Below are 24,860 nucleotides of genomic sequence, written 5' to 3'. Positions count from 1 at the left end.
GAAGATGCCGGTAGGCAGATGAGGGGGTGAGCGGGAGCCGCGAATGCACGGAGCGCAAGCGAAGGGCAAATCATGAAGGGCGTGCCGTGCGGCCCCCCTCATCCGACCCTTCGGGCCACCTTCTCCCCGCTGGGGAGAAGAGGAGGAGCGTGCCACGCGCATTGAGGAAACAGGGCGGCCGATCGCCGTTCCGGGAGGATATTGCCTTGCACGACGACCACAATGACGATCACGACCATCACCACGATCATGCCCACGACAACCATTACTCCGACATGCAGGCCCGCGTCAAAGCGCTGGAGACGCTGCTGACGGAGAAGGGTTTGATCGATCCGGCGGCGATCGATGCGATTGTCGAGACTTATGAGACGAAGGTGGGGCCGAGGAACGGCGCGCGTGTCGTTGCCAAAGCCTGGAGCGATCCTGATTTTGCCGACTGGCTGAAGCGCGATGCGACGGCGGCGATTGCAAGCCTCGGTTATACCGGCCGGCAGGGCGAGCATATGCGCGCAGTCTTCAACACTGTTGATACCCACAATCTCATCGTCTGCACGCTCTGCTCCTGTTATCCCTGGTCCGTGCTCGGCCTGCCGCCCGTCTGGTATAAGGCGCCGGCCTATCGTTCACGTGCCGTCATCGATCCGCGCGGCGTGCTTGCCGAATTCGGGCTGACGCTGCCGGCGGACAAGAAGATCCGCGTCTGGGATTCGACGGCGGAGCTGCGTTATCTCGTCATCCCCGAGCGGCCGGAGGGCACGGACGGGATGGATGAGGCCGCACTTGCCGGTCTCGTCAGCCGCGACGCGATGATCGGTACGGCGGTGGCCGGCAGCCCGGAGGCGCTCGCATGAACGGACCGCACGATCTCGGCGGGCAGATGGGCTTCGGGCCTGTCGCGCCGGAAAAGGACGAGCCGTATTTCCATGCCGAATGGGAAAAGCGGGCGCTCGGCATCACCCTTTCCTGCGGCGCTTTCGGCGCCTGGACGATCGATGAAAGCCGGCATGCGCGCGAAAACATCCCGCCGGCCGATTACCTCGCCGCGAGCTATTACGAGATCTGGATCCGTGGCGTCGAGACGCTGCTTGCGCGGCACGGCTTTGCGACGCGCGAGGAACTGCTGTCCGGCCACAGGCTGCAGGAAGGTACCGCACCGAAGCGGGTGCTGAAGGCGGAGATGGTGCCGGCCGTGTTGGCAAGGGGCGGGCCTTGCGATCGTCCCGTCGAAACCGCGCCGCGCTTTGCCGTCGGCGAGACGGTGAGGACGAGGAATTTCAATCCGGCCACCCATACGCGGCTGCCGCGTTATGCGCGCGCCAAGACGGGCGTCGTCGAAGCGGTGCAAGGCTCCTTCGTCTTTCCCGACGACAATGCGCATGGCAAAGGCGAAAATCCGCAATGGCTCTACACCGTCGTCTTCGACGGCGGCGAGATCTGGGGCGAGGGGGCGGATCCGTCGCTGACGGTCTCGATCGATGCGTGGGAGAGCTATCTTGAGCGCGTGTGAGGTGCCCTCGCAGCTGGCGCAATCGCCAGGCCTGCCGAAGTCGCCGGAAGGCGCGCCGGTCTTTCCCGAGCCCTGGGCGGCCGAAGCTTTCGCCATGACCGTGCATCTACATGAGAAGGGGCTGTTTGCCTGGAGCGAATGGGCGGAAACGCTTTCGCGGCAATTGCATCAGCCCGGCCGCGCCGACGACGGCAGCGATTATTTCGACTGCTGGGTGGCGGCCCTCTCCGAATTGCTGGTCAGCCGCGGCATAGCGGATGCCTCCGCCATTCTCGACCTGCAGCAAAGCTGGCAGCGGGCGGCCGAAGCGACGCCGCATGGGCAGCCGATCGAGCTCGCCAACGATCCGAAACGCTGACCCTCAAGAAGGGAACTGCCGGTAGCATTCCTCGGCGACGCCTCGCAGCGTCTCACGCGAGATTTCGCCGGTGACGGCGTAGCCGAGTTCGCCGTCGATCCAGTAGAAGGTTTCGAGATTGCCCGACGAGGCGAAGCGGAAGCTCGTCGTGCGGTTTTCCCTGTTGCGGCCGACAATGACCGTCAGGCGTTCGCCGGCCTGGTTCTCATACATGAACATCGCGCCCGGCCTGCCGTCGACCGGCAGCAGGCGGCCGCCGACCAGCTTGAAGCCGAGCGACTGCAGGTCGGGGATCTTCAAATTCTCGATTGCCAGCCGCTTTCCGAGCCAGGTGGCGAGATGAGCCTCCTCGTCGGCGAAGACCTCGACGGGGTGGCGAACCTCGGCGGCATAGACGGTGAAGGCGGTCGCGGCCTGTTTCGGCAGAGTCTCGGAGCCTGTAAGCCGCAGGTCCGGCTTCTGAAGAAGTGTGGGACCATAATGGCCGCTGACGGCGCCGAGCGCGAAGACGAGCAGGGCCGCGGCGGCGGCCATCCAGCGATTCGGCGCGGAGGAGGCCGCGCGTGGCGGGGCGACGAGTAGGGCATCGGTGTCCTTGGCCTTCTCATAGCCTGAAAACAGCGTCTTGATGCCGGTATTCTGCCCCTGCCATTCGGCGACCATCGCCGCCTCATCGGGATTGTCGGCAAGGAAGGCCTCGACGCGGGCGCGGGCCGTTTCCGCCAGCTGGCCATCGGCATAGGCGTGGAGATCGGCTTCGGTGACGATCGGATTGGTCTCGTTCATTTCGGTCTCCGAAGCGTAATGACGTTATCGGCCTTCAGCCGCTCGGCGATGCGCTGGCGGGCGCGTGACAGGCGGGACATGACGGTGCCGATCGGGATTTCGAGCGCGGCGGCGACCTCGCTGTAGCTATATCCCTCGATGACGACGAGCATCAGCACGGCGCGGTATTCCTCCGAAAGGCTGTTCAGCGCATCGTCGAGCCGCGCGCGCTCCAGCGGATCGGCCGGCGGTTCGGGCGAGGCCATATCCTCCGCCGCGTCGAGTTCGACCATGCCGTCGCGCGCCCTGCCGCGCCGGCCGTTGCGATAGAGATTGGTCATGATCGTCAGGACCCAGCCGCGCAGATTGAGGCCGCGCCACTGGCCGCGGCGCGCCAGCACCTTCTCGACACAATCCTGGAGCAGATCCTCGCCATCGGCATCCGAGCGCGTCAGGCTTCGCGAATAGCGCCTCAGTGAGGGGAGGAGGGCCAGGACCTGGCCCTCGAAGCTTTCGGGTGCGGGTGTCTTCACGCCGGCTCTCTTTGTATCAGGCTCTGGCCATCAAGGCTTGGCAAGCTCCCAGTTGCCGCCAACGCCGTCGCCGGTAATGTCGCCCATCTTCTTGTCCTTGACCCAGAAATAGAGCGGCATGCCGTCCTTGGCCCATTGCTTCGTGCCATCCTTGCGATCGATGATCGAATATGCACCATCGGCCTTGGCATCGCCAGACGCCATCAGCGGCGGCCAGTTCTTGGCGCAATCGCCGTTGCAGTTGGAAACCCCCTTGGCGTCCTTCTTGAAGGTGTAGAGGGTCATGCCGTTTTCGCCGGCAAGAACCTTGCCCTTGGTGGACTCGACTGTCTTGACGGGAGCGGCGGCGAAAGCTGCGGTTGCGGCAAGGGCGCCAGCCGCCACGACGGACAGGAATTTCACGGATTTCATGATGTCTCTCCTCGGGTTGGGGCACGCAATTCTGCGATACCTTTGATGAGACACCGGAGCAGGCGGGTTTATTCCAGGCGGAGGAAAAAGCTCTGATGGCGGGTGCAGCAACATGCTGCTCTGGCGGTTCATTTACATCAGGCTTATTTGAGGATACTGTTTATCCTTAATCTATTCGCAAGCCCAGCCGCACGAGTCGTTGAATGATTCTGAAAAGCCAGGTCGAGTGGGCGCTTCATTGCTGTGCCATTCTCGCGGGCCTGCCCGAAGGCAGGTATCTCTCCACCAAGGCGCTCGCGGAGCTTCATGGTCTGCCGAAGGAATATCTCTCCAAGGCGCTGCAGAGCCTGTCACAGGCGTCCCTCGTCGATACCACGCTCGGCCCGAGCGGCGGCTACAGGCTTGCCAGGGCCTCGTGCGAAATCAACTTCCTCGACATCGTCGAAGCGGTCGAGGGCAAGGCGCGCAGCTTCACCTGCACGAATATCCGCGAGAACAACCCGTGCCGGCCGGCCGGCTATTGCGACAGCAAGCCCTGCGCCGTCGCCCGTATCATGTGGGAAGCCGACGAGGCTTGGCGGGAGACGCTGAGGCGTGTGCGGCTTTCCGATCTCGTCGATAGCCTGTCGCAAGAGGTACCGCACGACATCTGGCAGAGCACGTTCCAATGGGTTCTCAAACGGGCCGGCTGATTATGCTCTGAAGATGGTCCTGATGGTTTTCAGGATGGCATGCGCATTGCGCGCCTGTTCGGGCGGTAAAGCCGCGCCGTCACGAAAACGTTCGGCGCGGCCGGCGAGGTCTTCGGCGATTTCTTCGGCCAGCAGCGGGCGTTCGGCCAGCAGCGGCGCAAAGGCTTCCTGATCGATTTCATAGACCGTCACCGGTGTCAGCGCCTCCAGGGTGCAGACTTCCTGCATGCCGGCGAGCAGGCCGGTCTCGCCAAAAAAATCGCCGGGCGCCAGCCGCCCGCGCTCCTCGCCTCGATGCCGCGCGCCGATAACGCCGGCCCGCAGCATCATCAGCGAGGGCAGCATTTCGCCCTCCCGCACGATCACATCGCCCTTGCGGAACTCCCTGACGGAGGTGGTCTCGGCGAGCTTCTGCTTCTCATCGACCGTCAGGGCCGCAAAGATCGGAATGGCGTCGATCAGCGCAAGTGGCGTCACGCTCGGCGGCTGCGCGGTTTCTTCCGTCGGCAGGTTGGCAGTCAGAATCGACGCGGATGCAGGAACGGCCAGAAGCAGGCCTGCCGATTTGCAGTGGCGATAGACGCGGTCGAGCACCTCGTTTCGTGCCGCCGCCCGCTGGCTCGGGCTCGTCACCCGAAACTGCAGCTCGACTTCGAGCGCGGTGGCATCGAGCCCTTTGAATGCGACGACCGGAGGCGGGTCGCGCACGATCGAATTGCAGCTCGCGAGCGCCGATACCATGACGTGGCGGATCGAGGATGGCATTCTCGTCGGCGCGATGCGGATGGCAAGAATGAGGAGGTGGGTCTCGTCCGGCCGGCTGACATTGGTCAGGGCGAGCTTGGCCAGAAAGCTGTTCGGCAGGACGACGACATTGTTTCCACCGGTCAGGATATGCGTGGCGCGCCAGTTGCTTTCGATGACGCGGCCCTCCGTGCCATCGCTCAAAAGGATCCAGTCGCCGATGACATAGGGCCGGCCGAGCGTCAGCGCGATGCCGGAGAAGACGTCGGCGAGAGTGTTCTGCAGCGCCAGGCCGAGAATGATGGCGACCACCCCGGAGGTAGCGACCAGGGTTCCGATCGGTACGCCGAAGACGAAGGCCAGGATCGAGAGCGCCATGCCGATATAGACGACGCCGATGACGAGGTCCTGCAGCAGGCGCGCTTCTCGCGGGCTGCCCTCCAGCACCAGATAGAGCCTGATGAAGCCGATGACGGCCCATGCCAGGTGGACCCACCAGAGCGACTTCGCGAGAATGACAAGCAGGGCCTGCGGATCGCGGGAGTCGTAGCCCTGAAACCTGTGTGGCTCGATGCCGCTGCCGACGAGGATCACTGTCATCACGCCGAAGAACAGGATCTGCACCACCAGCCGCGTCGTCGGCCGCTGGCTGGAGAGGAAAAACCAGACGACGATGCCGGCAAATCCGACTGCTGTGAGCGATGTCAAAGGGTTGCCGAAGAGCGCGTCGTAAATCATTTCTCTGTCTCCGGATGGGCGGCGGCACATGATCCGGCATGACGGCCGCCCGCGCAAGCAGAGTGCTCGGGGTGGGCGGCCATCGGCCGATCGTCACTTCTTCAGCGGGAAGGTCAGCTCTTTCTGCTTGGTGTCGACGACGAAGACGGCGAGCAGGCGGGCGGGCTTCGTCTTGCTGCCGTTGGCGCTGACGCCGTGGCGGTCGCCCGGCATTTCGGAGAAGCTCGCACCGGCATGATAGGTCTTGACCGGGCCGTCATTGACCTGGCTGCGGATCGATCCTTCGAGCACAGTGGCGTAGATGAAGGCCGTGTCGGGATGGGTATGGCCTTCGGAGAATCCACCCGGGCCGTATTCGACCAGCACGCCCTTGATGCTCTTGCCCGGCACGTTCGGAAGCTCATGCTCGTAGACGAGCGTGACCTTGGCAGCCTTGCTGCCGTCACCGGCACTGGCGCCGGTGGCAGCCAGAAGAGCAAGGCCGGCGGCGAGGATTGTTTGTCTGATCATCAGAATCCCCATGGTTGGGAACGACGCGCCCGAGCGGCCGCGTCGGTAGGCCACGTAACCTGGGCTCGGCATGACGGATCTCCGTTCGCTGCCGGGATCCCGGCAGCGTCAAAGTCGAATCTTCCCAATGAATTGTGCGGTTTAGTTCAGGCCGGCCTTGTCGAGGCCATAGGCCTTGTCGGCCGAGCCGGGCACCGTCTTGAAGCCGACATTGACGCGGTTCCAGGCGTTGATCGCCATGACCACGAAGGTTAGGTCCGAGATTTCCCTTTCCGAAAGCTGGCCGCGAATCCGTTCATAGATCTCATCGGAAATGCCGCCTTCCGGCAGCTTCGTCAGGGCTTCGGTCCACGCAAGGGCGGCGCGCTCGCGGGGAACGAACAGGTTCGATTCCCGCCAGATGGCGACGTGATGGAGCCGCAATTCGCTCTCGCCGAAGATTTTTGCCTGCTTCACATGCATGTCGAGGCAAAAGCCGCATCCGTTGATCTGCGAAGCGCGGATCTCGATGAGGGCCTGAAGCTTTTCGTCGATCACGCTGCTCTTCAGCGCCATGCTGAATTCCATGAATTTCTTGAAGAGCTCGGGGGACTGCTGGGCGTAATTCAGTCGCTGGGTCATAACTTTCTCCTTTAATTAAGGACATTTTATATCCTTATGGATAAAAAATATCCGTTATTGCTGGACTGTAAAGCCATTCTCCCTTAGTTTGCCCGCATAAAGCCTATGCGCAAAAGTATGAGGGGGCGGGGATGGATATCGTTTCGGCATTGCGAACCTTCCAACGCGTCGTCGAGACGGGGTCCTTCTCGGCGGCGGCGCACGATCTCGACGTGACGCAGCCGGCGGTCTCGCGGCAGGTCGCAGCGCTGGAAGGCCATTTCAACACGCGCCTCCTGCACCGCACAACGAGCGGCCTGTCGCTGACGGCGGAAGGGGAGCGGATGCTGCCGATGGCGCTCAGGATCATCGAAGCGGTGGAGGAGCTCGGCGATGCGGCCGGCTCTGAGGGCGCCATGGCTTCAGGGAAGGTCAGGCTTAGCGTTCCCGCGCCGCTCGGCCTCTATCTCAGCGAGCGGCTCGGTGATCTGCTTGCCGCGCATCCGAAACTCTCGGTTGAACTGCTCTTCAGGGAGGAGAGTTCCGACATGATTGAGGAGCGCCTGGACCTTGAAGTGCGCCTCGGCCCGGTCGCCGACAGCAGCCTCGTCTGCCGGCGGATCGGCTGGACGACGGCGTTCCTCGTCGCGTCTCCCGCCTATCTCGCGCGCAAGGCGGCTCCGCGCACGCCGCGGGACATCAAGGATCACGAATGCCTTTGGTACACCAGGGCAGGCGAGGCTAACAGCTGGTCCTTCTCGAATGGCTCGGAAGACATATCGGTCAGGATTTCGCCGCGGCTGACCGCCTGCAATGCCGTCGCCATTCACCGGGCGGCCCTTGCCGGAGCGGGACTCGCAGTGCTTTCGCACATCATCGCGACGCCCGATATCGCCGCCGGCCGGCTGGTTCCGGTCATGAAGGATTTCCAGCCGAGCCGGCTGCCGGTCACCGTCGTCTATCCCTCGCGGCGCAACATGCCGCTGCGCGTCAAGACGGTTCTGGATTTTCTCATCGGCGCAATGACGCAAGACCCGTCGGTGTGTGCGAGCGGTACGGGCCGGCCGTGGGAGGCATGATCGTCCGGCCGGACGATTTGCCGTTTTCCGCCTTGCCTAACGCCGGCGAATCCTGCCAAGTCGCTGATCATGCAATTTGCGCCGCAACAAGACGAAGCCCTGAAGGCTGTTTCGAAATGGCTGAATGAAGGGCGCTCGCCGCTCTTTCGCCTGTTCGGCTATGCCGGGACGGGCAAGACGACGCTTGCCCGGCATTTCGCCGAGAATGTCGACGGCGATGTCCTTTTTGCCGCCTTCACCGGCAAGGCCGCGCAGGTGCTGCGCTCGCGCGGCGCCTCCAACGCCAAGACCATCCATTCGCTGATCTATCGCCCGCGCGGCGAAGAAGCGGTGGAGGACGAGGAGACCGGCAAGACCTCGATCGCGCCGATGTTTTCGATCAATCGGCAGAGCCCGGTCGCCAAAGCCGCCCTGATCATCGTCGACGAATGCTCGATGGTCGACGAGGCGCTCGGTAAGGATCTGATGAGCTTCGGCACGCCGATCCTGGTGCTCGGTGATCCCGGCCAGCTGCCGCCGGTTTCGGGCGGCGGTTACTTCACCAATCAGGAGCCGGATTACCTGCTCACCGATATCCACCGCCAGGCGCGCGACAATCCGATCATCAAACTCGCCATGCAGGTGCGCGAGGGCAATGAGGTGATGTATGGCGATTACGGCACCGCCAAGGTGATCTCGAAGAACGAGGTGACGCAGCAGCTGGTGCTCGACGCCGACCAGGTGCTCGTCGGCACCAACAGGACGCGGCGGCGCTACAATCAGCGCCTGCGAGAGCTGAAGGGCTTCAGCGCCGATTATCCGCAGACCGGCGACAAGCTCGTCTGCCTCCGGAACGACCCGGCCAAGGGCCTGCTGAACGGCTCGCTCTGGCAGGTGATGACCTCGTCGAAGGAAACGACGAAGCCCGGCATCAACCTGCTCGTCCGTCCCGAGGACGACGACATGGATCGGGGCGCGGCCAAGATCAAGCTTTTGAAGCAGGCCTTCGAGGATGTCGAAGGCGAGATCCCGTGGAACACCCGCAAGCGTTATGACGAGTTCGACTACGGCTATGCCCTGACCGTCCATAAGGCGCAGGGCTCGCAATGGAACGACGTCGTGCTCTTCGACGAGAGCTGGGCCTTTCGCGATACGCGCGAGCGCTGGCTTTATACGGCGATCACCCGCGCGGCGGAGACGCTGACGATCGTTCGCTGAACCGGTTTCGGTGGGAAGGACGGTGGCGGCCGTCGGCCGGCAGGCGTCAGGCTTGCACGATGCCGAGCAGGACAGCCTTGGCGATTGCTTGAAAGCGGTTGTTGGCGCGGAATTTCAGGATGATTCCGGCTTCGAGATCCCTCGTCTCGTCGTGTTTCAGATCGAGCGCTCGGGCGATGCGCTGGGTGGAATAGCCTTCCGCCATCAGTTCCAGGCAACGTCTTTCCTGCGAGGTCAGACTGGAATTATCCTGGTTGTCGTTGAGCGGCTGCGTCTCGACGCTGCCGTCGTAATCGAGAAGGTCGCCGACCTGCTGGAGCTGGCGGTGCAGCGTCGACATCTCCGCCGTCAGTTCGCGCCGGCGCACCTGTAGGGCCTCGCGGAACATTGCCTCGGCCTTTTCCTGCGAATCGGCTTTGCGGAGCTCGTCCATCAATTCCTGGATCACGGCAATCGGCATGCCCGTCTCGCGGCAGACGGTGATGACGGCCATGCGCATCACGTCGTCCTGGCCGTAGACCCGCATCAGGCCGATGCGATTGGCCGAAATCAATCCCTTCTCTTCGTAGAAATGCAGCGTCCTGTGCGTAACGCCGAATGCGTTGGCCATATCGGCAATGGGCACCGGACCTTCCGGCAGATCCGGCGGCAGCGCGGCGGAAGGCAGGAACCGGTATTTCGACCGGGCCTCCGAAGCGAAACCGGCGGCAGCAAACAGGCGTTTGGAACCGTCTGGCATGAACCCTCCTAGGGCATCTTGTTGCACCTCATGCGGTTTTGCCAGTTGCTTCCCGGGCGCGGCGAGTGGGGTTTCCTCTAGGCTGTCTTTTCGGTGGGAAAGAAGCAGTACGCGGCTTACGTTTACGCGACACAATGCCCACGTTATGCGTGAACGAACTTTTTTATAAGTGCTAAAAATAATCTCTTTTAAATGGGATAGCAACGGAAGGGCATATTTTGCCGGTATGCCTTCTGTGCTGCAGCATAACATGTGCTGCGCCGCCGCATTGGGCGGATGTCTTCGAAGGCGACGGGAATTACTGTTTGCGGTACGCTTGCCACCGAAGTCCGACTGAAATGCTTGGATTTCATCAACGACCGGCATCGCACCCATCTGCGAATCTCGTTGGCCATTGGAAGGCTCATGGCTTAAAAGTAGGGCCTCTTGTTTCGTCACCGATGGATGCCAGACATGCCCGCCAAGCTCTCCGTGAACCTCAATGCCATCGCCATGCTGCGCAACCGACGTGACCTGCCCTGGCCGAGCGTCGAAGCGCTCGGGCGAATCGCCCTTGCCGCAGGCGCCAGCGGCTTGACCGTGCATCCGCGCCCCGACCAGCGTCACATCCGCTTTTCCGACCTGCCGGTCATCCGCAACCTGATCGACGACGAATTTCCGAATGCCGAGTTCAACATCGAAGGTTATCCGACTGCGGAGTTCCTCGATCTCTGCGCCGGCGCGGCCCCCGAGCAGGTGACCTTGGTGCCCGACGATCCCTCGCAGGCAACTTCCGACCACGGCTGGGATTTCCGCAAGCACCAGGCGTTCCTGACCGATGTCGTGGGGCGGCTGAAGACGATGGGGTGCCGCGTCTCCCTCTTTGCCGACGGCGATGGGGATGCGCAGGCGGTAACAATCGCCAAGGCAGTCGGCGCCGATCGGATCGAACTTTACACCGGCCCCTATGGCGGCTGCTACGACGCGCCGGAACGGGCAGCGCCGATCCTCGAAGCGCTTGGGAAGACCGCGGATGCCGCGCTCGCCATCGGCCTTGCCGTCAATGCCGGGCACGATCTGACGGTCGCCAACCTGCCGGCATTGGTGAAGCGGATCCCGGATCTGGCCGAAGTCTCGATCGGCCACGGACTGACCGCCGATGCGCTGGAGTACGGGATGGCCGAGACGGTGCGCCGGTTCTGCCGGGCGTGTGGGCAGGTGGTTTGAGGAAGGTCGTTTCCTTCTTGTGTAGTGGCAGCGACTAATTTGCTGCATTGCAGGGGTTTCCCGTGCCCACGAGTGAGGGCGCGGGATTCCTGTGCTCGTGACATCCGACCTGCGAAGTGGCCATATTTCCAACACATGCTCATCTCCTAGTTCTTTCAACCGGAGGGGATGGGATGCGAGTAGTTACGCGTCATTATATGTTCGTCGCGGCAGCGTGGGCATTTTTTCTCTGCTCCGGTGGAGCCGGCGTCGCCGATCCCCGGCCGGAAAGATGGGTGGAAAGGTGCGGCGGCGCCTACGCTCTTTGCGGCTATGTCGACAGAGCGACGTTAGAACCGCGGATCGATCACAAGTTTGAAGTTGCACTGCCTTTCTCGGAGGGGCTGGCTGCCGTGCGTTCCGAGGGGAAATTCGGCTATATCAATTCGAATGGTAAGATGGTGATCGCGCCTGCATTCGACCTTGCCCGCAGATTTCGCAAGGGTCATGCCGAAGTGGTGGTCGGTGGTAAGGCAGGAATTATCGATAGAACGGGAAAGTTTCTGCTGTCGCCGAACTATGCGCGCGCCATTCCATTCGGAGCCGGGGCGGCGCTCGTTCGTCCCGGCAAAGCGGTCGTGCCGGATCCTATTGGCTTCCCGCGTTTCATGTTCGACGAACTGTTTTTTGAGAGGATCGATCACCCCTATCTGCTTGTCGATCTGCCTTCAGGAAAGATACTGAAGGACGAGCTGACCATCAAAGAATTCGAATTCAGCACTTTCGCTTGGGCCGCTCAACCGGGAGATAAACGATACGGATTGCTTGCTCCCGACGGAGGCTGGAAGATCGAACCTCGCTTCGAAACAGCCGGTAAATTTAGTGGAGGAAGAGCAATTGCCTGTTATGGCGGGTCGGCTGGACACAAAGGCCAGTCGAGCCAACGTGACCGGGCCGACGCCACCCAATGCGGCGTGATCGGCCGAGACGGCCAGATTATTATCGCCCCACGGCAATTTTGGATCCAGGATTATCGAAACGGTTTTTACCGTGTGAGTAAAGACCAGAAAGTGGGCATCCTTGACGATGCTGGACGGTTGCTTGGTGGGCGTCTGTTTGATGATGCAAGCCTGCCGGATTATTCCGGCGAGGCGGCCAGGATATTGGTCGACGGCCAGTGGATCGGACTCAACCGGGCCGGGGATCAGGTGCCCGACCCGGAGGACGGGAAGGCGTGGGCGGCATGTCCTTCGGGTATCAAATTCATCCACCGCGACAACCGTATTCAGGTCGTTGGAGCGGAGGGAAAGCCGACGGTTCCGTACCTTTTTGACAACACCTACATGACTTGCGAATTCCCTGTATCGGTTCGGTACAATGGAAAATGGGGGTTTTTGAAGCAGGACGGCAAACTGCTTGTCGATCCGCCTTCATTTCAGAGTCAGTTTGGTTTCAGCGGTGGTTATGCCGGCGTCAAGGTTGGGGGTAAATGGGGAATATTGAATAGCGACGGTGTGATGGCCCTCGCTCCGCAGTTCGACGAGATGCGACCCGATTCCGGCTCCTATGCGGTATCGAAGGATGGGCGCACGTTTTGGATCGATGCATCTGGACGCGAAGTCTCCGAGCCGCGCCGCCTGGAGGATCGGCGATCAAAATTGCGCTGCGGAACCGACGGCGGACAGCTCGTCTCGAGGAATTCGAACGGAACCTTGCTTTGGGGCATTCAAGATGCTGCCGGCAATATCGTCGTCGAGGCGAAATATCGGGCCATCAGCTGTTTCCGGGATGGTCTCGCATGGGTTCCGTTCGACGAACGACGAGAATGGTGTGCAATCGATCGGAATGAGCGGAAACGAGAGAGCGTCGCGTGCGTCAAGAACTGGGCTGACAGCAACACCGCCGACGCGCGAACCGAGACAATGTCCGACGACCCCTACGAAAGCGGTGTGCTCTGGATGCGAGCCGAGCTCGAATACGGGCTTAACCTTAGGGACAAACCGCCTGGCTTCGTTTCGCAACTCTGAAGAGTGACCCTCCGACGCGTCAGTGTCGTTAGTCAGACATCTAATGTGATACGGGATTCAGCATGCAAATTCGGTGTCCGCTCATTCCTGCGGCAGCGCAGGGATGAGCGGAAAGCTCAATGGCCTCCGTTACCAGGTGACGTCAGCGCGGCCTTATGCGCTACGAAGAAATCCTTCAGCGATTGCGGCTGTTTGCCGGTCAGTTTGGTGAAATCGCCGGTGACGATGTCGAAATTGCCGGCGCGGATGTTGGCGTCGGCGGAGACCAGCATGTCGGCGACGAAGCCGGGGAGGCCGGCGCCGCGCATGCCTTGGCCAAGCTGTTCGTCATTGACGTCGACCACTTCGAGTGGCTTGCCTGATGCTTCGGAGACGATGGCCGCGATCTCGCGGTTGTTCAGCGACACCGCGCCCGTCAGCGTGTAGGTGGCGCTCTCGGACGTGCCGGAGGCGAGCGCGGCGGCGATCGCCAGGGCGCAGTCGTCGCGCGAGATGGTCGAGACCTTGCCGGCGCCGGTGGCGCTGTACCATTTGCCGCCCTGCAGGTTATGCGGCATTCCATACAGATAATTGTCGTGATACCAGGAGTCGCGGATGATCGTGTAGGCGACGCCGCTCGCCTTGATGGCGTTTTCAGTGCCGAGATGGTCAGGTGCGAAGGTGACGAGCGAATTGTCCGGCGCCGGCATCGAGGTGTAGGCGATGTGCTTGACATCAGCCTTGGCGGCAGCAGCGACGGCTGCCTTATGCTGGGTCAGGCGCTTGCCGGGGGTATCGAGCGCATCGGTGCTGATGATCAGCAGCCGGTCGATGCCGGAGAAAGCCTGTTCCAGGCCGGCCGCGTCATCGAAATCGGCCTTGCGGGTGAGAACGCCCTTGCTTGCGAGTTCGGCGAGTTTTTCCGGGCTGCGTGTCGCCGCGACGATTTTGCCGGGGGCGACCTTGTAGGTCTCGATAAGGTGATGGATGACACGCTGGCCGAGCTGTCCGGCAGCGCCGGTGACCAGGATGGTTTCGCTCATAGGTCGTTCCTTCTGCGTTGTGCGAGGTGGTCTCAAAAAGAGACTAACGCTAGAATAGGAATTGACTTCACCCTGTAAAGGAGGCAGCTTTTCGGCTGTAAGTTACCAAAAGGGAACCGAGAGATGAGCGGCGTCCTCAATCTGAAGAACCGGATGCCGGGGGCGCGGCGCGAAATCGACCTCGCCGCCCTCGATTTTTCCAACTGCCCGGTCCGGGACATGATGCAGCAGATCGGCGGCAAATGGTCGACGCTGCTGCTGGAAGTGCTGGCAGCCGAGCCACGCCGCTTCGGCGAACTCAGGCGGATGCTTCCCGATATCTCGCAGCGCATGCTGACGCAGACGCTGCGTGATCTGCAGAGGGATGGTTATATCGCCCGCGAGGTCTTTCCGACCAAGCCGCCGAGCGTCGAATATTCGATGACCGAACTCGGCCGCTCGCTCTACCAGCCGCTGTCGCAGTTGTTGAACTGGGCCGAAGCGAATCATGATTCCGTTCGCGCCGCCCGCTCACGTTTCGATTCCGTCGATAACTAGAGTGGTGAGAGCCTCTGTCACTTCGCGCGCGTAAACAGCGCGCGAAACAATTCCTCCGATCGCCTTAAACCTTCGTCGCTGAGAACGAGGGACTTGGCCTTGCCCGCCGGATTGGCAATCAGGCCCTTCTGATGCAGACCGTCGAGTACGTCCCAGTCGAAACCCTTCCAGGCCCGATCCCCTCATGCAGCGTCAGCCAGAGCAATGCCAGGACGGCATCGTCGATCTTTTCTTTATCTATCTCCATGCCGGAAACACCCCGTAAGAGAGAAAAAATCTAGCCACCTTAACCTACGTATCACCCCGAAATCGACTCCGATTTTCGGGGTGATACATCAGGCCGTCTTACCTTTCGCGCCGTTCCGTCAGGAACAGCAGGAAGGCGAGCGCCGGGAAGGCGAAGCCGATCCAGGCGGTCATCGACCAGCCGCCGGTGGCATAGGCCCAGCCGCCGAGTGCCGAGCCGATCGCGCCGCCGGTAAAGAAGGTGGCCATGAAGAGGCCGTTCAGCCGGCTGCGATGTTCCGGGTTCAGCCCATAGATGGCGCGCTGGCCGCAGACAAGATTGGTGGTGACGCCGAAATCGAGCGTGATCGCCGCGACCGTCAGCAGGATCAGGGCGGTGAGCGAGCCGTCGTCGGCGAAATGGCTGATCAGGAAGGACGCCATGCCGAGCAGCATGGCGATCGTCGAGGCGACCTTCGTCATGCCGCGGTCGGCAAGCCGGCCGGCAATCGGCGAGGCGATGGCGCCTGAAGCACCGGCAAGCGCGAAGAGGGCGATGCCGTTCTGCGTCAGGCCGAAGGCCGGGCTTGCAAGCAGCAGCGGCGTCGTCGTCCAGAACAGGCTGAAGGCGCCGAACATGCCGGCCTGGTAAAGGGCGCGGCGCTGCAGCACGCGCGAGGTCAACGCCAGATGCGCCATGGAGGCAAGCAGCTCGCCGTAGCCGAGCTTCGTCTTCGGCACGCGGACCGGCAGGTTGGCGCGTAGGATGATGGCGAGCACGATCATCAATGCCGCAGTGATGTAGTAGACCATGTGCCAGGACGACGCCTCGGCGAGAAAGCTCGCGAAGGGGCGGGCGAGCATTATGCCGCAGAGCAGGCCGCTCATGACGTTGCCGACGACCTGGCCGCGCGTCGCATCCGGCGCCATGTTGGCGGCGAAGGGCACGAGCACCTGGACGGCGACCGAGGCAAGGCCGATCGACAGCGAGGCGGTGAGGAACATGGCCGGCGTCGAAGACAGCGCAGCGCCGATCAGGGCGAGGGCGGAGACGGAAATCAGCAGCAGCACCAGGCGGCGATTTTCGGTGAGGTCGCCGAGCGGCACGATCAGCAGCAGGCCGAGGCCATAACCGATCTGCGTCAGCGTGACGATCAGGCCGGTGGCGGCCGGCGTGAAGCCGAGATCGGCGCTGATCGGGCCGGCCAGCGGCTGGCCATAATAGAGATTGGCGGCCACCAGCCCGCAGGCGGCGGCGAAAAGGAAGGTGAGCCAGGGGGATAGCGCTCGGGGAATGGCATTATCCGGCGTAGTGGCTGAAATGCTCATCAGAGACTCCGGTATGATTGAAAGGATTAGTCGCAAATCGTCTTGCCGCCGGCCACCCGTTTCCCGCCGCGGCCCAGGGAAGTGCGGGACTCCGGGAGTGCCGAGCACTCCGGGAGTGCCGGGCACGCCGGGGGAGTGTCATGTCACCAGTTTCATCGCGGCTTCGGCGGCGGCCGCCATTTCTTCGCCGCTGCGGCCCGTCTTGCCGATGACGCGCATGCCCTTGGTGAGGCAGAGCAGCGCCAGCGATGTGGCAGAGACATCGACATTCCAAGAAATCGAGCCGTCGGCCTGGCCGAGACGGATCAGGTCGGCCAAAAGCGCCTCGTCGGTCATGAAGGCGGTAGCGACGCGTTCGGCCGCCTCCTCGTCGAAGAGAGCGAGGTCGCCGGCGCTGCCGACGACGAGGCAGCCCTGCCTGCCGATTTCACCGTGGGACGAGCCGGCAAAAAAGGTGATCAGTGCATGGAGCTTGTCGCGGCCGGTCTCGACGCTTGCGAGTTCGGCGTCGAGCAGGCCGCGGCGCACGGCGCGATAACGATCGAAGGCGGCGAGGAAGATGCCGCGCTTATCGCCGAAGGCCTTGTAGACGCTGCCGGCGGCAAGGCCCATGGCTTCGGTGAGCTCGCTGATCGAAGCGGCGTGGTAGCCGCGCTCGGAAAAGACGCGCAGGGCGGCATCGAGTGCAGCCTCGGCGTCGAATTCGCGCGGGCGGCCGCGGCTTCGGGTCTTCTCGTGAAGGAGCGTTGCGTTCATGTTTGCCTAATTAGGAAATGATCGTTTCCAAATCAAGCAAAACATTTGCAGTGCAGCAAATCAGAGAGTGAGAACCCAGGTCTGGCCGTTGGCCTCCGGCCCGAACATGCGATGTCTCTCCTCGGAGACAAGGCGGAAGCCAGCCTTAATATAGATGGCGCGGGCGGTCTCCAGCATGTCGTTGGTCCAGAGCGAAAGCTCGCGGTAACCCTTCTGCCTGCAGAAGCGGATGCATTCGTCGACCAGCAGCTTGCCGAGCCCGAGGCCGCGGGCTGATTTGTCGACATAGAGCAGCCGTAGCTTGGCGATGCTATCGCCACCATTGGTGACCAGGACCGAGCCGACATTGATGCCGCCACGTTCGGCGATCCAGCAGTATTCCATGGTGGGATCGAAATTGGCGAGGAATTTGCCGGCGACCTCGGCGACCAGCGCCTCGAAGCGCAGGTCCCAGCCATATTCCTCGGCATAGAAGCGGCCCTGGCTCTGAACGATCCAGCCGATGTCGCCGGCGCGGTGGGGGCGGATGATGGCGGGTGTCGGCTTGGTCGCCGGGTCGAGCAGCGCGCGGATCGTGTCCATGGCCGCGACGACGGCCTGTGGCTCGCCGGTGGCGAGCATGTCGAAACGGGCGGCGATCTGCGCATTGGCGCGCCGGCCGAGTTCCTCGAACTCTCCGTGTCCCCGATCGGTGACGGTGATGATCTGGCTGCGCAGATCGGCCGGATCGGGACTGGTCTCGATCAGTCCCTCGGCGCGGAAACGCTTGAGGATGCGGCTGAGATAGGCGGGATCGAGATGCAGGTCTCGGATAAGTGCGGTGGCGCTGACGCCGTCATGCGAGCCGATCTCGAAGAGGATGCGGGCATCCGTCAGCGTATAGGGCGAGTCGAGATAGGCCTTGTTCAGCAGGCCGAGGAAATTCGTGTAGAAGCGGTTGAAATCACGGGCGGTTTCGATGAGGGCGGTATCGGACATGGTGATCTCCGGATGGAGATCTCGCCACCGCTGAAAAGGCTCGTTCCTCGCTCGACGTCATCCTCGGCCTTGTGCGAGGATCTGCTGCCCTATCGAATGGAGGCAGATGCTCGGGACAAGCCCGAGCATGACGAAAGAAGGTGGCCGTCTGACAGGCGGACGACATCTCCGGATGGAGATATTTGTCATTCATTTAGTGGACTGAGTCAACTAAATTGGAGGCACCCTCAAGCAGCCTCTTCCGTTTCCTCTTCCTCGCCGCCAAGCGCAAATTCGACGGCCGCCCGGGCATGGATCGTGGTGGTGTCGAAGCCCGGCAGCGGCAGGCGGTCGGGATCGAGGATCAGGCAGATCTCGGTGCAGCCGAGGATGATGCTGTCGGCGCCATTCTCGACGGCGCGGTCGATGATGTCGATCAGCTTTTCGCGCGAACGGTCGTGCACCCTGCCGGCGCAGAGCTCGTTGAAGATGATGTCGTGCACGGTGGTGCGGTCGGCGGCCTCCGGCACCATGATATCGAGACCGAGGCTCTTCATCCGCTCGCCGTAGAAGCCGTGCTCCATCGTGTAACGCGTGGCGAGCAGCAGCGGCCGCTTGCGGCCGGCGGCCTGCAGTGATTTCGCCGTCTCGTCGATGATATGGATCAGCGGTACTGAGACCTTGGCGGCGACTTCATCGGCGATCAGGTGCATGGTGTTGGTGCAGATCAGGATGCAGCCGGCGCCGGCCGCCTGGAGGCGCTCCGCCGCATCGCCGAGGCGGCGGGCAGCTCCCGCCCAGTCGCCAGCCTTCTGAAGCGCGACGATTTCCTCGAAATTGACCGAATGCAAGATGATTTCGGCCGAGGCGAGGCCGCCCCTGCGGGCGCGCACCATCTCGTTGACGAGGCGGTAATAGACCGCAGAACTTTCGAAACTCATGCCGCCGATCAGGCCGATCGTTTCCATCTCTTCATGCTCCCATGCTTCGAGTTTCGAAAATGATGCCGCAATGCCGGCGCGGCGTGTTTGCGTTGTTTGTTCTTTGCGAGCAATATGTGCTACGATTTTGCGAGGTTTGGCGAAATCGCGCAAAATCAGGGCGCAATGTTTAGATCATACAATGCTGGACGATCGTGACAGACGTATTCTCGATATGCTGCAGAAGGATGCGGGCATATCCGTGAGCGATCTTGCCGAGCGCGTGGCGCTATCGGTTTCGGCCTGCTCGCGGCGCATCCAGCGGCTGGAGGAAAGCGGCCATATTCTTCGGCGCATCGTCGTGCTCGACCGGGAAAGCATGGGCGTGCCGACGACGGTCTTCGCCCTCGTCAAGACGGCGCACCACTCGGACGACTGGACGGAAACCTTCCGCCGGATTATCGGCGACATCCCCGAAATCGTCGAGGCGCACCGGCTGACCGGCAATCACGACTACATCCTAAAAATCGTGCTGCCGCGCGTCGAGCATTACGATGTCATCTACAAGCAGATCGTGCGCAAGCTGGAACTCTTCGACGTCTCGGCCTCGATCTCGATGGAAGAATTGAAACACGGAATGGCGATACCCGTGGGTTACGCGCGGTAAGCCGGCATTTTGAGGGCTGCGATAATATGAGCATTGGCATTCATAGCTATTTCCTGCCCGGAGAAAAGCTTCTTTGGTCCGGCCGTCCCGCACAGGGATTTCGTCTGACAAGATGGGATTTCGCCCTGGTTCCCTTCTCGCTTTTTTGGGGCGGCTTTGCTCTCTTCTGGGAGACGAGCGTTTGGACGACGCCGGGGACGCCTGTATTCATGCGCCTATGGGGTATCCCGTTCGTTCTGATAGGACTTTATTTGATTGCCGGACGCTTTGTCGTTGATGCGGCCGTGCGGGCTCGTACGGAATACGCGCTGACCGACCGGCGCGTCATCATTCGCAGAAGCGGTTTGCTTCCGAATTTCTCTGCCACCCAACTCGAGCTGCTGCCGTCGATCAATCTGGAAGAGGGCAGCTTAGGGACGGGGACGATCACATTCGGCGTGTCTTCCCCGCAGCGGTACAAGACGGCGGGAGTTTGGACGCCCAGCCTGTCGAAAGACCCTCAGCTTTTGGGAATCGACAGCGTGCGGCAAGTCTATAACCTCCTGGAGAAAGCAAGGCTTGATTGCCTGAAGAGCCGATGATCCTTCGAGCCGTCGATAGCGATTAACTTGCCTCGATATGGAACGTTTTCCGACATACTACGTTCACCTTTGGTTCAGGAGGAGGGGAGGATAGTCTCTCCTCTTGGAGGAGTAGAGGAGAACAGTCATGAGAAAGCTAACCGTCGCCGCGTTATGCTTGATCATAGGTATCCCCGGCGTCACGCCGGCTCAGGCGTTTCCGGCTATTAACCCGCCCAGAATCGAACCTCAGCAACCGATAGAGAACGTGCAATGGCATGGCGGCCACGGCCGCTGGCATGGCGGCCATCATGGTGGTTACCATCATGGTCATGGATCGGGCTGGGGCTGGGCTTTGGGTGGTCTGGCCGTCGGTACGATCATAGGCGGCGCACTGGCCCAGCCCTATTACGGCTCGTATTACGGCTCGCCCTATGGCTATTACGGCTCGCCCTACCGCTATTATGGCCGGCCTTACGGTTATTATGGCCGGCCTTATGGCTATTACGGTTCGCCTTACCGCTATTATGGCCGGCCCTACCGCGCCTATGCGTCGTCTGCCTATTATGGAGGCGGCCGAAGCCACGAGGCTTGGTGCTATGCGCGCTACCGTTCGTACAGGGCATTCGACAATACGTTCCAGCCCTATTACGGACCTCGTCGCCAGTGTGTCGGTCCCTGATCGATAGGCAAGGCAAAACTGAGCTGTGAACTGGTTCCAGGCCGCTCCTCAATCGAGGTTCGGCCTGGGCAGCGATAACTGCGTCTCCGCTCCACAACCTCCATCGGGCTCGATCCCCTGAAAGCCGATAATTCCGAGTGCCCTCGATTGCCGCCAGCGCAGGGCAGGCATGCCGAAACGGCGGTTGCAACCTTTGCGGTGAAGGCCACATTGGCTTTCAGCGAAATGGCGCAAAGGGGCAGGTCATGAGCGATCATCATGTCGTGGTTATAGGCGGCGGTTTCGGCGGGCTGCAGCTCGTCAACGGGTTAAAGGGCGCAGGCGTGAGGATCACGCTCGTCGACCGGCGCAATCATCATCTCTTCCAGCCGCTGCTCTATCAGGTGGCGACGACCATCCTCTCCACCTCGGAGATCGCCTGGCCGATCCGCCGCCTCTATGCCGACCGGCCAGATGTGACGGTGCTGCTCGGCGAGGTCACCGGTGTCGACAGCAGCACCAAGACGGTATCCCTCCGCAACGGCATGACTCTGGGTTACGACACGCTGGTGCTGGCGACCGGGGCGACGCATGCCTATTTCGGCCATGACGAATGGGAGCCGGTGGCGCCCGGCCTGAAGACGCTGGAAGATGCGACGACGATCCGCCGGCGCGTGCTGCTCGCCTTCGAGAAGGCGGAGATGGAGACCGATCCCGCCGTGCGCGACGCGCTTCTGACCTTCACCATCGTCGGCGCCGGACCGACCGGCGTCGAGCTCGCCGGCATCATCGCCGAGCTTGCGCATATCACTCTGCCCAGGGAATTCCGCAACATCGATACGCGCAAGACCCGTGTCGTGCTGGTTGAGGCTGGCCCGCGGGTGTTGCCGACCTTTGCCGAGGAGCTTTCTGCCTATGCGCAAAGGGCGCTGGAGAAACTCGGCGTAGAAGTGCTGCTCGGCAAGCCGGTCACCGAGTGCAGTGCCGATGGCGTCCGGATCGGCGAGACCTTCGTCGCCAGCCGCACGATCGTCTGGGCGGCCGGCGTCACCGCTTCGCCGGCGGCCCGCTGGCTTGGCGTGCCGGCCGACCGGGCAGGGCGCGTCGTCGTCGAAAAGGACCTGAGCGCGCCGGATCTGCCCGACGTCTTCGTTATCGGCGATACCGCCTCGGTCATGCGCGAGGACGGCAAACCGGTGCCGGGTATTGCGCCCGCCGCCAAGCAGCAGGGCGGTTACGTCGCCAAGGTCATCCGCGCCCGCCTGTCCGGCAAACCGGCGCCCGCGCCCTTCAAATATTGGCACCAGGGCAGCCTGGCGACCATCGGCCAAAGTGCGGCGATCATCGATTTCGGCCGGATCAAGCTGAAAGGCTGGATCGCCTGGTGGATCTGGGGCCTCGCTCACATCTACTTCCTGATCGGCACCCGCTCGCGTTTCACCGTCGCCTGGAACTGGCTGTGGATCTATTTGAGCGGCCAGCACAGCGCCCGGCTCATTACGCAGCGGGAGACGATGCGGGAGGAGGGGTAGGTTCCTGCGCCGCCTCTCCGGCCTCATCCTGAGGTGCCCCGAAGGGGCCTCGAAGGACGAGGCCGGCCACCGCCGATTTACATTGCGATATCGGATACCGCCCAGCCACCCGCCCTCGTGGTTCGAGACGGCCCTTCGTTCATCGCTGCAATCGATTCGCTGGATCGATTGCTTTGCTCCTCACCCTCACCATGAGGGCTGATCGGTGTGCCGGGGCGCGCCCAACCTTGACACATCTCCCCACCCGCCCTTAGCATCCCGCCCGCGTCTGCCCACTACCGTGGGGTGCCGCGTCCAGCCGTAACAACGGATAGAGGTTCCAATGCGCCGATTCACTTCTCACGAAAATCACATCCGAATTTCTGAGAAGGTGGTGGTTCATGCGCACTATGAATCTGGGCATCCTCGCCCATGTGGATGCAGGCAAGACTAGCCTTACCGAAAGACTGCTTTTTAACGCCGGCGTCATCGACAAGCCCGGCAGCGTCGATAGCGGCGATACACAGACGGATACGCTCGAACTCGAACGGCAGCGCGGCATCACGATCCGGGCCGGTGGTGTCGTTTGCGATCGGCGGCAGGACCGTCAATCTGATCGATACGCCCGGCCATCCGGATTTCATCGCCGAGGTGGAGCGGGTGCTGGGATTGCTGGATGCGGCGGTGGTCGTCGTCTCCGCCGTCGAAGGCGTGCAGGCGCAGACGCGCGTGCTGGTGCGGGCGCTGCGGCGGATCGGCGTTCCCTTCGTCTTCTTCGTCAACAAGGTCGATCGCCTCGGTGCCCGGTACGGGGAGGTCATGGAGGCGCTTGCCGCGCAGCTCGCGGTCCGGCCCATCGCCATGTCTTCGGTCATCGAGGCCGGCGGCAAGCTTGCCCGGGTGGAGCCGCTGGACCCAGGGAACGAGCCGCTTTTTTCGGCGCTCTGCGAGGCGCTCGGGGAAAACGACGAGGCCCTGCTCGCTGATTATGTGCTCGACCCCGAGCGTCTGACCGGGGAAAGGCTCGGTTGTTCTCTGGCCGATCAGGTGGCGCGCGGTCTGGTGCATCCGGTCTTTGCGGGCGCGGCGATGACCGGCGCCGGCGTGCCGGCGCTCGCCTCTGCCATCGCGGCGATCCTGCCCGAGCAGCACCCCAACCCGGATGGGCCGGTCGCCGGCAAGATCTTCAAGATCGAGCGCGGCTGGGGCGGCGAGAAGCTGTGTTATGTGTCTCTGACGGCGGGCACGGTGCGGCTGCGGCAATATCTCGATCTGCCGAATGGCCCGGAGAGAGTAACCGCTATCCAGCTCTTCCAGGGCGGGCGCAGTCATGGCGCCGAGAGTTTTGGCGCCGGACAGATCGCGCGCGTCAGCGGGCTTGCCGGCGCCCGGATCGGTGATACCGTGGGCGGCGATCAGGGGGCTACCGGAAGGGTTCACTTCGCGCCGCCGACGCTCGAAACGCGCGTCCTTGCCCGGCGGCCTTCGGAGAGGGCCGCGCTGTGGCTGGCGTTGAGCCAGATGGCCGAACAGGATCCGCTGATCAACCTGCACCGGAACGAAGAGGCCGACGAGGTTTTCGTTTCGCTCTATGGCGAGGTGCAGAAGGAGGTGATCCAGGCGACCTTGCAGGCCGATTTCGGCCTTGAGGCGAGCTTCGAGGAAAGCACCGTCATCCTGGCCGAGAGGCCGGCGGCAATCGGAAGCGGCCTGCAGATCCTCTTCAAGGAGCCCAATCCGTTTCTCGCCACCATCGGCCTGCGAGTCGAGCCGCGCCCTGCCGAGGCAGGCAACAGCTTCGCGCTCGAAGTGGATGTCGGCCAGATGCCGGTCGCCTTCTACCGGGCGGTCGAGGAAACCGTGTTCGAAACGCTGAAGCAGGGCATTTTCGGCTGGCAGGTCATCGATTGCCATGTGGCGATGACGGCGGCGCGCCACAGCTCACCGGCCAGCACCGCCGCCGATTTCCGCCAGCTGACGCCCTGGGTGCTGGCATCGGCGCTCTCGGCAGCGCAAACCGTCCTCTGCGAGCCGGTCGACCGCTTTCATCTCGAAACGCCGGCCGAGAGCCTCAGCGGCGTACTGACCCTGCTGGCGAAATTCGCCGCGACGACGACGGATTCGGTGATCGCTGATGGCGTCGCCCAGCTCGAAGGCACGCTGGCGTCTCAGATGGTCCAGAGTGTCCAGCAGCGATTGCCGGGGCTGACGAGCGGGGCAGGGACGATGGAGACGGCTTTCGATCACTATGCCCCGCTATCAGGGCCACCGCGCCGGCGGCCGCGTTTTGGGCCTGATCCGTTCAACCCGGTGGAGTATTTGCTGTGGTTGCGGGGAAGCGGGGAGCGCGGGTCGCGAGACGGTTGAAGCGGTTCGGGTGAATGACTCACCTCAAGAGAGATGATGATGAAGGGAGTGACAGTCTCTTCTCGCACTCATGCGGGGGGTCATTCACCGCGCAGACGCGCGGTGGCTGGATTCCTGTGACGAGCACAGGAATGAGGGAGGAGAAGTGGCGCCCCGACAACGGATGCAGCAACCCCGCGCCATTACATCGAGCCATCCGACGCCCTTATAGCGAGGGCAGATTTGATGCGAAGCGCTCACCTCAACCTCCCTCATTCCTGTGC

General features: G+C 62.4%; 25 protein-coding genes and 2 pseudogenes. 14 read left to right on the top strand and 13 right to left on the bottom strand.

Annotated features, from left to right (window positions below):
* The first annotated feature begins 275 nt into the window (after positions 1-275).
* The 3 genes from nthA to AMC88_RS14240 are packed head-to-tail and all read left to right on the top strand — an operon-like array spanning position 276 to position 1,865.
* A complete protein-coding gene (gene nthA / locus AMC88_RS14250; protein WP_012484445.1) occupies positions 276-851 on the top strand; it encodes a nitrile hydratase subunit alpha in 576 nt (191 codons plus the stop codon).
* Positions 848-1,507, top strand: coding sequence for a nitrile hydratase subunit beta (gene nthB, locus AMC88_RS14245; protein ID WP_004674779.1), 660 nt, complete (start codon positions 848-850; stop codon positions 1,505-1,507). Before nthA ends, nthB begins: the two co-directional genes overlap by 4 nt.
* Positions 1,494-1,865 carry a nitrile hydratase accessory protein gene (locus AMC88_RS14240; RefSeq protein WP_029531385.1) on the top strand — a complete coding sequence of 124 codons (372 nt, stop codon included), beginning with the start codon at positions 1,494-1,496 and terminating at the stop codon, positions 1,863-1,865. The genes nthB and AMC88_RS14240 overlap by 14 nt, the downstream gene beginning before the upstream one ends.
* 3 nt (positions 1,866-1,868) lie before the next feature.
* Here AMC88_RS14240 and AMC88_RS14235 read toward each other — a convergent pair whose 3' ends face one another.
* The 3 genes from AMC88_RS14235 to AMC88_RS14225 are packed head-to-tail and all read right to left on the bottom strand — an operon-like array spanning position 1,869 to position 3,574.
* On the bottom strand, positions 1,869-2,651 hold the full coding sequence (locus tag AMC88_RS14235; RefSeq protein ID WP_012484444.1) for an anti-sigma factor family protein: 783 nt from the start codon (positions 2,649-2,651) through the stop codon (positions 1,869-1,871).
* A complete protein-coding gene (locus AMC88_RS14230) occupies positions 2,648-3,163 on the bottom strand; it encodes an RNA polymerase sigma factor (protein WP_010025744.1) in 516 nt (171 codons plus the stop codon). The genes AMC88_RS14235 and AMC88_RS14230 overlap by 4 nt, the downstream gene beginning before the upstream one ends.
* A gap of 30 nt (positions 3,164-3,193) precedes the next feature.
* Positions 3,194-3,574 (bottom strand): COG4315 family predicted lipoprotein, encoded by a 381-nt coding sequence (locus AMC88_RS14225; protein WP_004674773.1) that lies wholly within the window; start codon positions 3,572-3,574, stop codon positions 3,194-3,196.
* Between the two features lie 203 nt (positions 3,575-3,777).
* Between AMC88_RS14225 and AMC88_RS14220 the strand changes: the two genes are divergently transcribed.
* Positions 3,778-4,266: an RrF2 family transcriptional regulator gene (locus AMC88_RS14220; RefSeq protein WP_012484443.1), complete on the top strand. Its 489-nt coding sequence runs from the start codon at positions 3,778-3,780 to the stop codon at positions 4,264-4,266.
* On the opposite strand, the gene AMC88_RS14215 is transcribed toward AMC88_RS14220, so the two are convergent.
* The 3 genes from AMC88_RS14215 to AMC88_RS14205 form a co-directional block, all read right to left on the bottom strand.
* Positions 4,267-5,748, bottom strand: a complete 1,482-nt coding sequence (locus AMC88_RS14215) for a mechanosensitive ion channel family protein (RefSeq protein ID WP_012484442.1) — start codon at positions 5,746-5,748, stop codon at positions 4,267-4,269. It lies immediately after the preceding gene.
* Between the two features lie 93 nt (positions 5,749-5,841).
* Positions 5,842-6,258: a cupin domain-containing protein gene (locus AMC88_RS14210; protein ID WP_012484441.1), complete on the bottom strand. Its 417-nt coding sequence runs from the start codon at positions 6,256-6,258 to the stop codon at positions 5,842-5,844.
* 141 nt (positions 6,259-6,399) lie between these two features.
* The gene (locus AMC88_RS14205) at positions 6,400-6,879 is read right to left on the bottom strand and encodes a carboxymuconolactone decarboxylase family protein (RefSeq protein ID WP_012484440.1); all 480 of its coding nucleotides are present in this window, start codon (positions 6,877-6,879) and stop codon (positions 6,400-6,402) included.
* 131 nt (positions 6,880-7,010) lie between these two features.
* Between AMC88_RS14205 and AMC88_RS14200 the strand changes: the two genes are divergently transcribed.
* Together AMC88_RS14200 and AMC88_RS14195 are read left to right on the top strand one after the other, a co-directional pair.
* On the top strand, positions 7,011-7,937 hold the full coding sequence (locus AMC88_RS14200; protein ID WP_012484439.1) for a LysR family transcriptional regulator: 927 nt from the start codon (positions 7,011-7,013) through the stop codon (positions 7,935-7,937).
* 69 nt (positions 7,938-8,006) lie between these two features.
* Positions 8,007-9,134, top strand: coding sequence for an ATP-dependent DNA helicase (locus AMC88_RS14195; protein WP_012484438.1), 1,128 nt, complete (start codon positions 8,007-8,009; stop codon positions 9,132-9,134).
* A 46-nt stretch (positions 9,135-9,180) separates the two neighbouring features.
* Here AMC88_RS14195 and AMC88_RS14190 read toward each other — a convergent pair whose 3' ends face one another.
* Positions 9,181-9,873 carry a MerR family transcriptional regulator gene (locus AMC88_RS14190; protein ID WP_010005836.1) on the bottom strand — a complete coding sequence of 231 codons (693 nt, stop codon included), beginning with the start codon at positions 9,871-9,873 and terminating at the stop codon, positions 9,181-9,183.
* Positions 9,874-10,326: 453 nt separating this feature from the next.
* Here AMC88_RS14190 and AMC88_RS14185 point away from each other — a divergent pair, with 453 nt between their 5' ends.
* Positions 10,327-11,079: a pyridoxine 5'-phosphate synthase gene (locus tag AMC88_RS14185; RefSeq protein WP_012484437.1), complete on the top strand. Its 753-nt coding sequence runs from the start codon at positions 10,327-10,329 to the stop codon at positions 11,077-11,079.
* Between the two features lie 173 nt (positions 11,080-11,252).
* Positions 11,253-13,085 carry a WG repeat-containing protein gene (locus AMC88_RS14180; protein WP_012484436.1) on the top strand — a complete coding sequence of 611 codons (1,833 nt, stop codon included), beginning with the start codon at positions 11,253-11,255 and terminating at the stop codon, positions 13,083-13,085.
* A 116-nt stretch (positions 13,086-13,201) separates the two neighbouring features.
* Here the strand turns inward: AMC88_RS14180 and AMC88_RS14175 are convergent, their stop codons facing one another.
* Positions 13,202-14,107, bottom strand: coding sequence for an SDR family oxidoreductase (locus AMC88_RS14175; protein ID WP_064825461.1), 906 nt, complete (start codon positions 14,105-14,107; stop codon positions 13,202-13,204).
* 123 nt (positions 14,108-14,230) lie between these two features.
* Between AMC88_RS14175 and AMC88_RS14170 the strand changes: the two genes are divergently transcribed.
* Positions 14,231-14,644 (top strand): winged helix-turn-helix transcriptional regulator, encoded by a 414-nt coding sequence (locus AMC88_RS14170; RefSeq protein WP_012484434.1) that lies wholly within the window; start codon positions 14,231-14,233, stop codon positions 14,642-14,644.
* Positions 14,645-14,661: 17 nt separating this feature from the next.
* On the opposite strand, the pseudogene AMC88_RS34060 reads toward AMC88_RS14170, so the two are convergent.
* From AMC88_RS34060 to AMC88_RS14150, 5 genes and pseudogenes are all read right to left on the bottom strand, one after another.
* Positions 14,662-14,891 (bottom strand): annotated as a pseudogene (locus AMC88_RS34060) (DUF6429 family protein).
* A 98-nt stretch (positions 14,892-14,989) separates the two neighbouring features.
* The gene (locus tag AMC88_RS14165) at positions 14,990-16,198 is read right to left on the bottom strand and encodes an MFS transporter (RefSeq protein WP_012484433.1); all 1,209 of its coding nucleotides are present in this window, start codon (positions 16,196-16,198) and stop codon (positions 14,990-14,992) included.
* Between the two features lie 138 nt (positions 16,199-16,336).
* Positions 16,337-16,954 (bottom strand): TetR/AcrR family transcriptional regulator, encoded by a 618-nt coding sequence (locus tag AMC88_RS14160; RefSeq protein WP_012484432.1) that lies wholly within the window; start codon positions 16,952-16,954, stop codon positions 16,337-16,339.
* A 60-nt stretch (positions 16,955-17,014) separates the two neighbouring features.
* Entirely contained in the window at positions 17,015-17,932 is a 918-nt protein-coding gene (locus AMC88_RS14155) for a bifunctional helix-turn-helix transcriptional regulator/GNAT family N-acetyltransferase (protein ID WP_010019845.1), read from the bottom strand.
* A gap of 227 nt (positions 17,933-18,159) precedes the next feature.
* Entirely contained in the window at positions 18,160-18,879 is a 720-nt protein-coding gene (locus AMC88_RS14150; RefSeq protein ID WP_012484431.1) for an aspartate/glutamate racemase family protein, read from the bottom strand.
* Positions 18,880-19,033: 154 nt separating this feature from the next.
* Here AMC88_RS14150 and AMC88_RS14145 point away from each other — a divergent pair, with 154 nt between their 5' ends.
* The 5 genes and pseudogenes from AMC88_RS14145 (at position 19,034) to AMC88_RS14125 (ending at position 24,597) form a co-directional block, all read left to right on the top strand.
* Positions 19,034-19,498, top strand: coding sequence for an Lrp/AsnC family transcriptional regulator (locus tag AMC88_RS14145; protein WP_012484430.1), 465 nt, complete (start codon positions 19,034-19,036; stop codon positions 19,496-19,498).
* A gap of 26 nt (positions 19,499-19,524) precedes the next feature.
* A complete protein-coding gene (locus tag AMC88_RS14140; protein ID WP_012484429.1) occupies positions 19,525-20,079 on the top strand; it encodes a hypothetical protein in 555 nt (184 codons plus the stop codon).
* Between the two features lie 127 nt (positions 20,080-20,206).
* The gene (locus AMC88_RS14135; protein WP_012484428.1) at positions 20,207-20,740 is read left to right on the top strand and encodes a BA14K family protein; all 534 of its coding nucleotides are present in this window, start codon (positions 20,207-20,209) and stop codon (positions 20,738-20,740) included.
* 245 nt (positions 20,741-20,985) lie between these two features.
* Positions 20,986-22,251, top strand: a complete 1,266-nt coding sequence (locus AMC88_RS14130) for an NAD(P)/FAD-dependent oxidoreductase (RefSeq protein ID WP_064825460.1) — start codon at positions 20,986-20,988, stop codon at positions 22,249-22,251.
* A gap of 380 nt (positions 22,252-22,631) precedes the next feature.
* A pseudogene (locus AMC88_RS14125) lies at positions 22,632-24,597 on the top strand (GTP-binding protein).
* The last annotated feature ends 263 nt before the right edge of the window (positions 24,598-24,860 follow it).

The sequence above is a fragment of the Rhizobium phaseoli genome (assembly GCF_001664385.1).
Taxonomy (GTDB): Bacteria; Pseudomonadota; Alphaproteobacteria; order Rhizobiales; family Rhizobiaceae; genus Rhizobium; species Rhizobium phaseoli.
Note: the sequence above shows the minus strand (reverse complement) of the source record. Positions and strands in the feature narration are given on the sequence as shown.

Excerpts from the sequence above, each read along its gene's own strand:
- nthA (WP_012484445.1), top strand. The coding sequence starts at position 276 with ATGCAGGCCCGCGTCAAAGCGCTGGAGACGCTGCTGACGGAGAAGGGT.
- nthB (WP_004674779.1), top strand. The coding sequence starts at position 848 with ATGAACGGACCGCACGATCTCGGCGGGCAGATGGGCTTCGGGCCTGTC.
- AMC88_RS14235 (WP_012484444.1), bottom strand. The coding sequence starts at position 2,651 with ATGAACGAGACCAATCCGATCGTCACCGAAGCCGATCTCCACGCCTAT.
- AMC88_RS14225 (WP_004674773.1), bottom strand. The coding sequence starts at position 3,574 with ATGAAATCCGTGAAATTCCTGTCCGTCGTGGCGGCTGGCGCCCTTGCC.
- AMC88_RS14220 (WP_012484443.1), top strand. The coding sequence starts at position 3,778 with ATGATTCTGAAAAGCCAGGTCGAGTGGGCGCTTCATTGCTGTGCCATT.
- AMC88_RS14215 (WP_012484442.1), bottom strand. The coding sequence starts at position 5,748 with ATGATTTACGACGCGCTCTTCGGCAACCCTTTGACATCGCTCACAGCA.
- AMC88_RS14210 (WP_012484441.1), bottom strand. The coding sequence starts at position 6,258 with ATGATCAGACAAACAATCCTCGCCGCCGGCCTTGCTCTTCTGGCTGCC.
- AMC88_RS14205 (WP_012484440.1), bottom strand. The coding sequence starts at position 6,879 with ATGACCCAGCGACTGAATTACGCCCAGCAGTCCCCCGAGCTCTTCAAG.
- AMC88_RS14200 (WP_012484439.1), top strand. The coding sequence starts at position 7,011 with ATGGATATCGTTTCGGCATTGCGAACCTTCCAACGCGTCGTCGAGACG.
- AMC88_RS14195 (WP_012484438.1), top strand. The coding sequence starts at position 8,007 with ATGCAATTTGCGCCGCAACAAGACGAAGCCCTGAAGGCTGTTTCGAAA.
- AMC88_RS14190 (WP_010005836.1), bottom strand. The coding sequence starts at position 9,873 with ATGCCAGACGGTTCCAAACGCCTGTTTGCTGCCGCCGGTTTCGCTTCG.
- AMC88_RS14185 (WP_012484437.1), top strand. The coding sequence starts at position 10,327 with ATGCCCGCCAAGCTCTCCGTGAACCTCAATGCCATCGCCATGCTGCGC.
- AMC88_RS14180 (WP_012484436.1), top strand. The coding sequence starts at position 11,253 with ATGCGAGTAGTTACGCGTCATTATATGTTCGTCGCGGCAGCGTGGGCA.
- AMC88_RS14175 (WP_064825461.1), bottom strand. The coding sequence starts at position 14,107 with ATGAGCGAAACCATCCTGGTCACCGGCGCTGCCGGACAGCTCGGCCAG.
- AMC88_RS14170 (WP_012484434.1), top strand. The coding sequence starts at position 14,231 with ATGAGCGGCGTCCTCAATCTGAAGAACCGGATGCCGGGGGCGCGGCGC.
- AMC88_RS14165 (WP_012484433.1), bottom strand. The coding sequence starts at position 16,198 with ATGAGCATTTCAGCCACTACGCCGGATAATGCCATTCCCCGAGCGCTA.
- AMC88_RS14160 (WP_012484432.1), bottom strand. The coding sequence starts at position 16,954 with ATGAACGCAACGCTCCTTCACGAGAAGACCCGAAGCCGCGGCCGCCCG.
- AMC88_RS14155 (WP_010019845.1), bottom strand. The coding sequence starts at position 17,932 with ATGTCCGATACCGCCCTCATCGAAACCGCCCGTGATTTCAACCGCTTC.
- AMC88_RS14150 (WP_012484431.1), bottom strand. The coding sequence starts at position 18,879 with ATGGAAACGATCGGCCTGATCGGCGGCATGAGTTTCGAAAGTTCTGCG.
- AMC88_RS14145 (WP_012484430.1), top strand. The coding sequence starts at position 19,034 with ATGCTGGACGATCGTGACAGACGTATTCTCGATATGCTGCAGAAGGAT.
- AMC88_RS14140 (WP_012484429.1), top strand. The coding sequence starts at position 19,525 with ATGAGCATTGGCATTCATAGCTATTTCCTGCCCGGAGAAAAGCTTCTT.
- AMC88_RS14135 (WP_012484428.1), top strand. The coding sequence starts at position 20,207 with ATGAGAAAGCTAACCGTCGCCGCGTTATGCTTGATCATAGGTATCCCC.
- AMC88_RS14130 (WP_064825460.1), top strand. The coding sequence starts at position 20,986 with ATGAGCGATCATCATGTCGTGGTTATAGGCGGCGGTTTCGGCGGGCTG.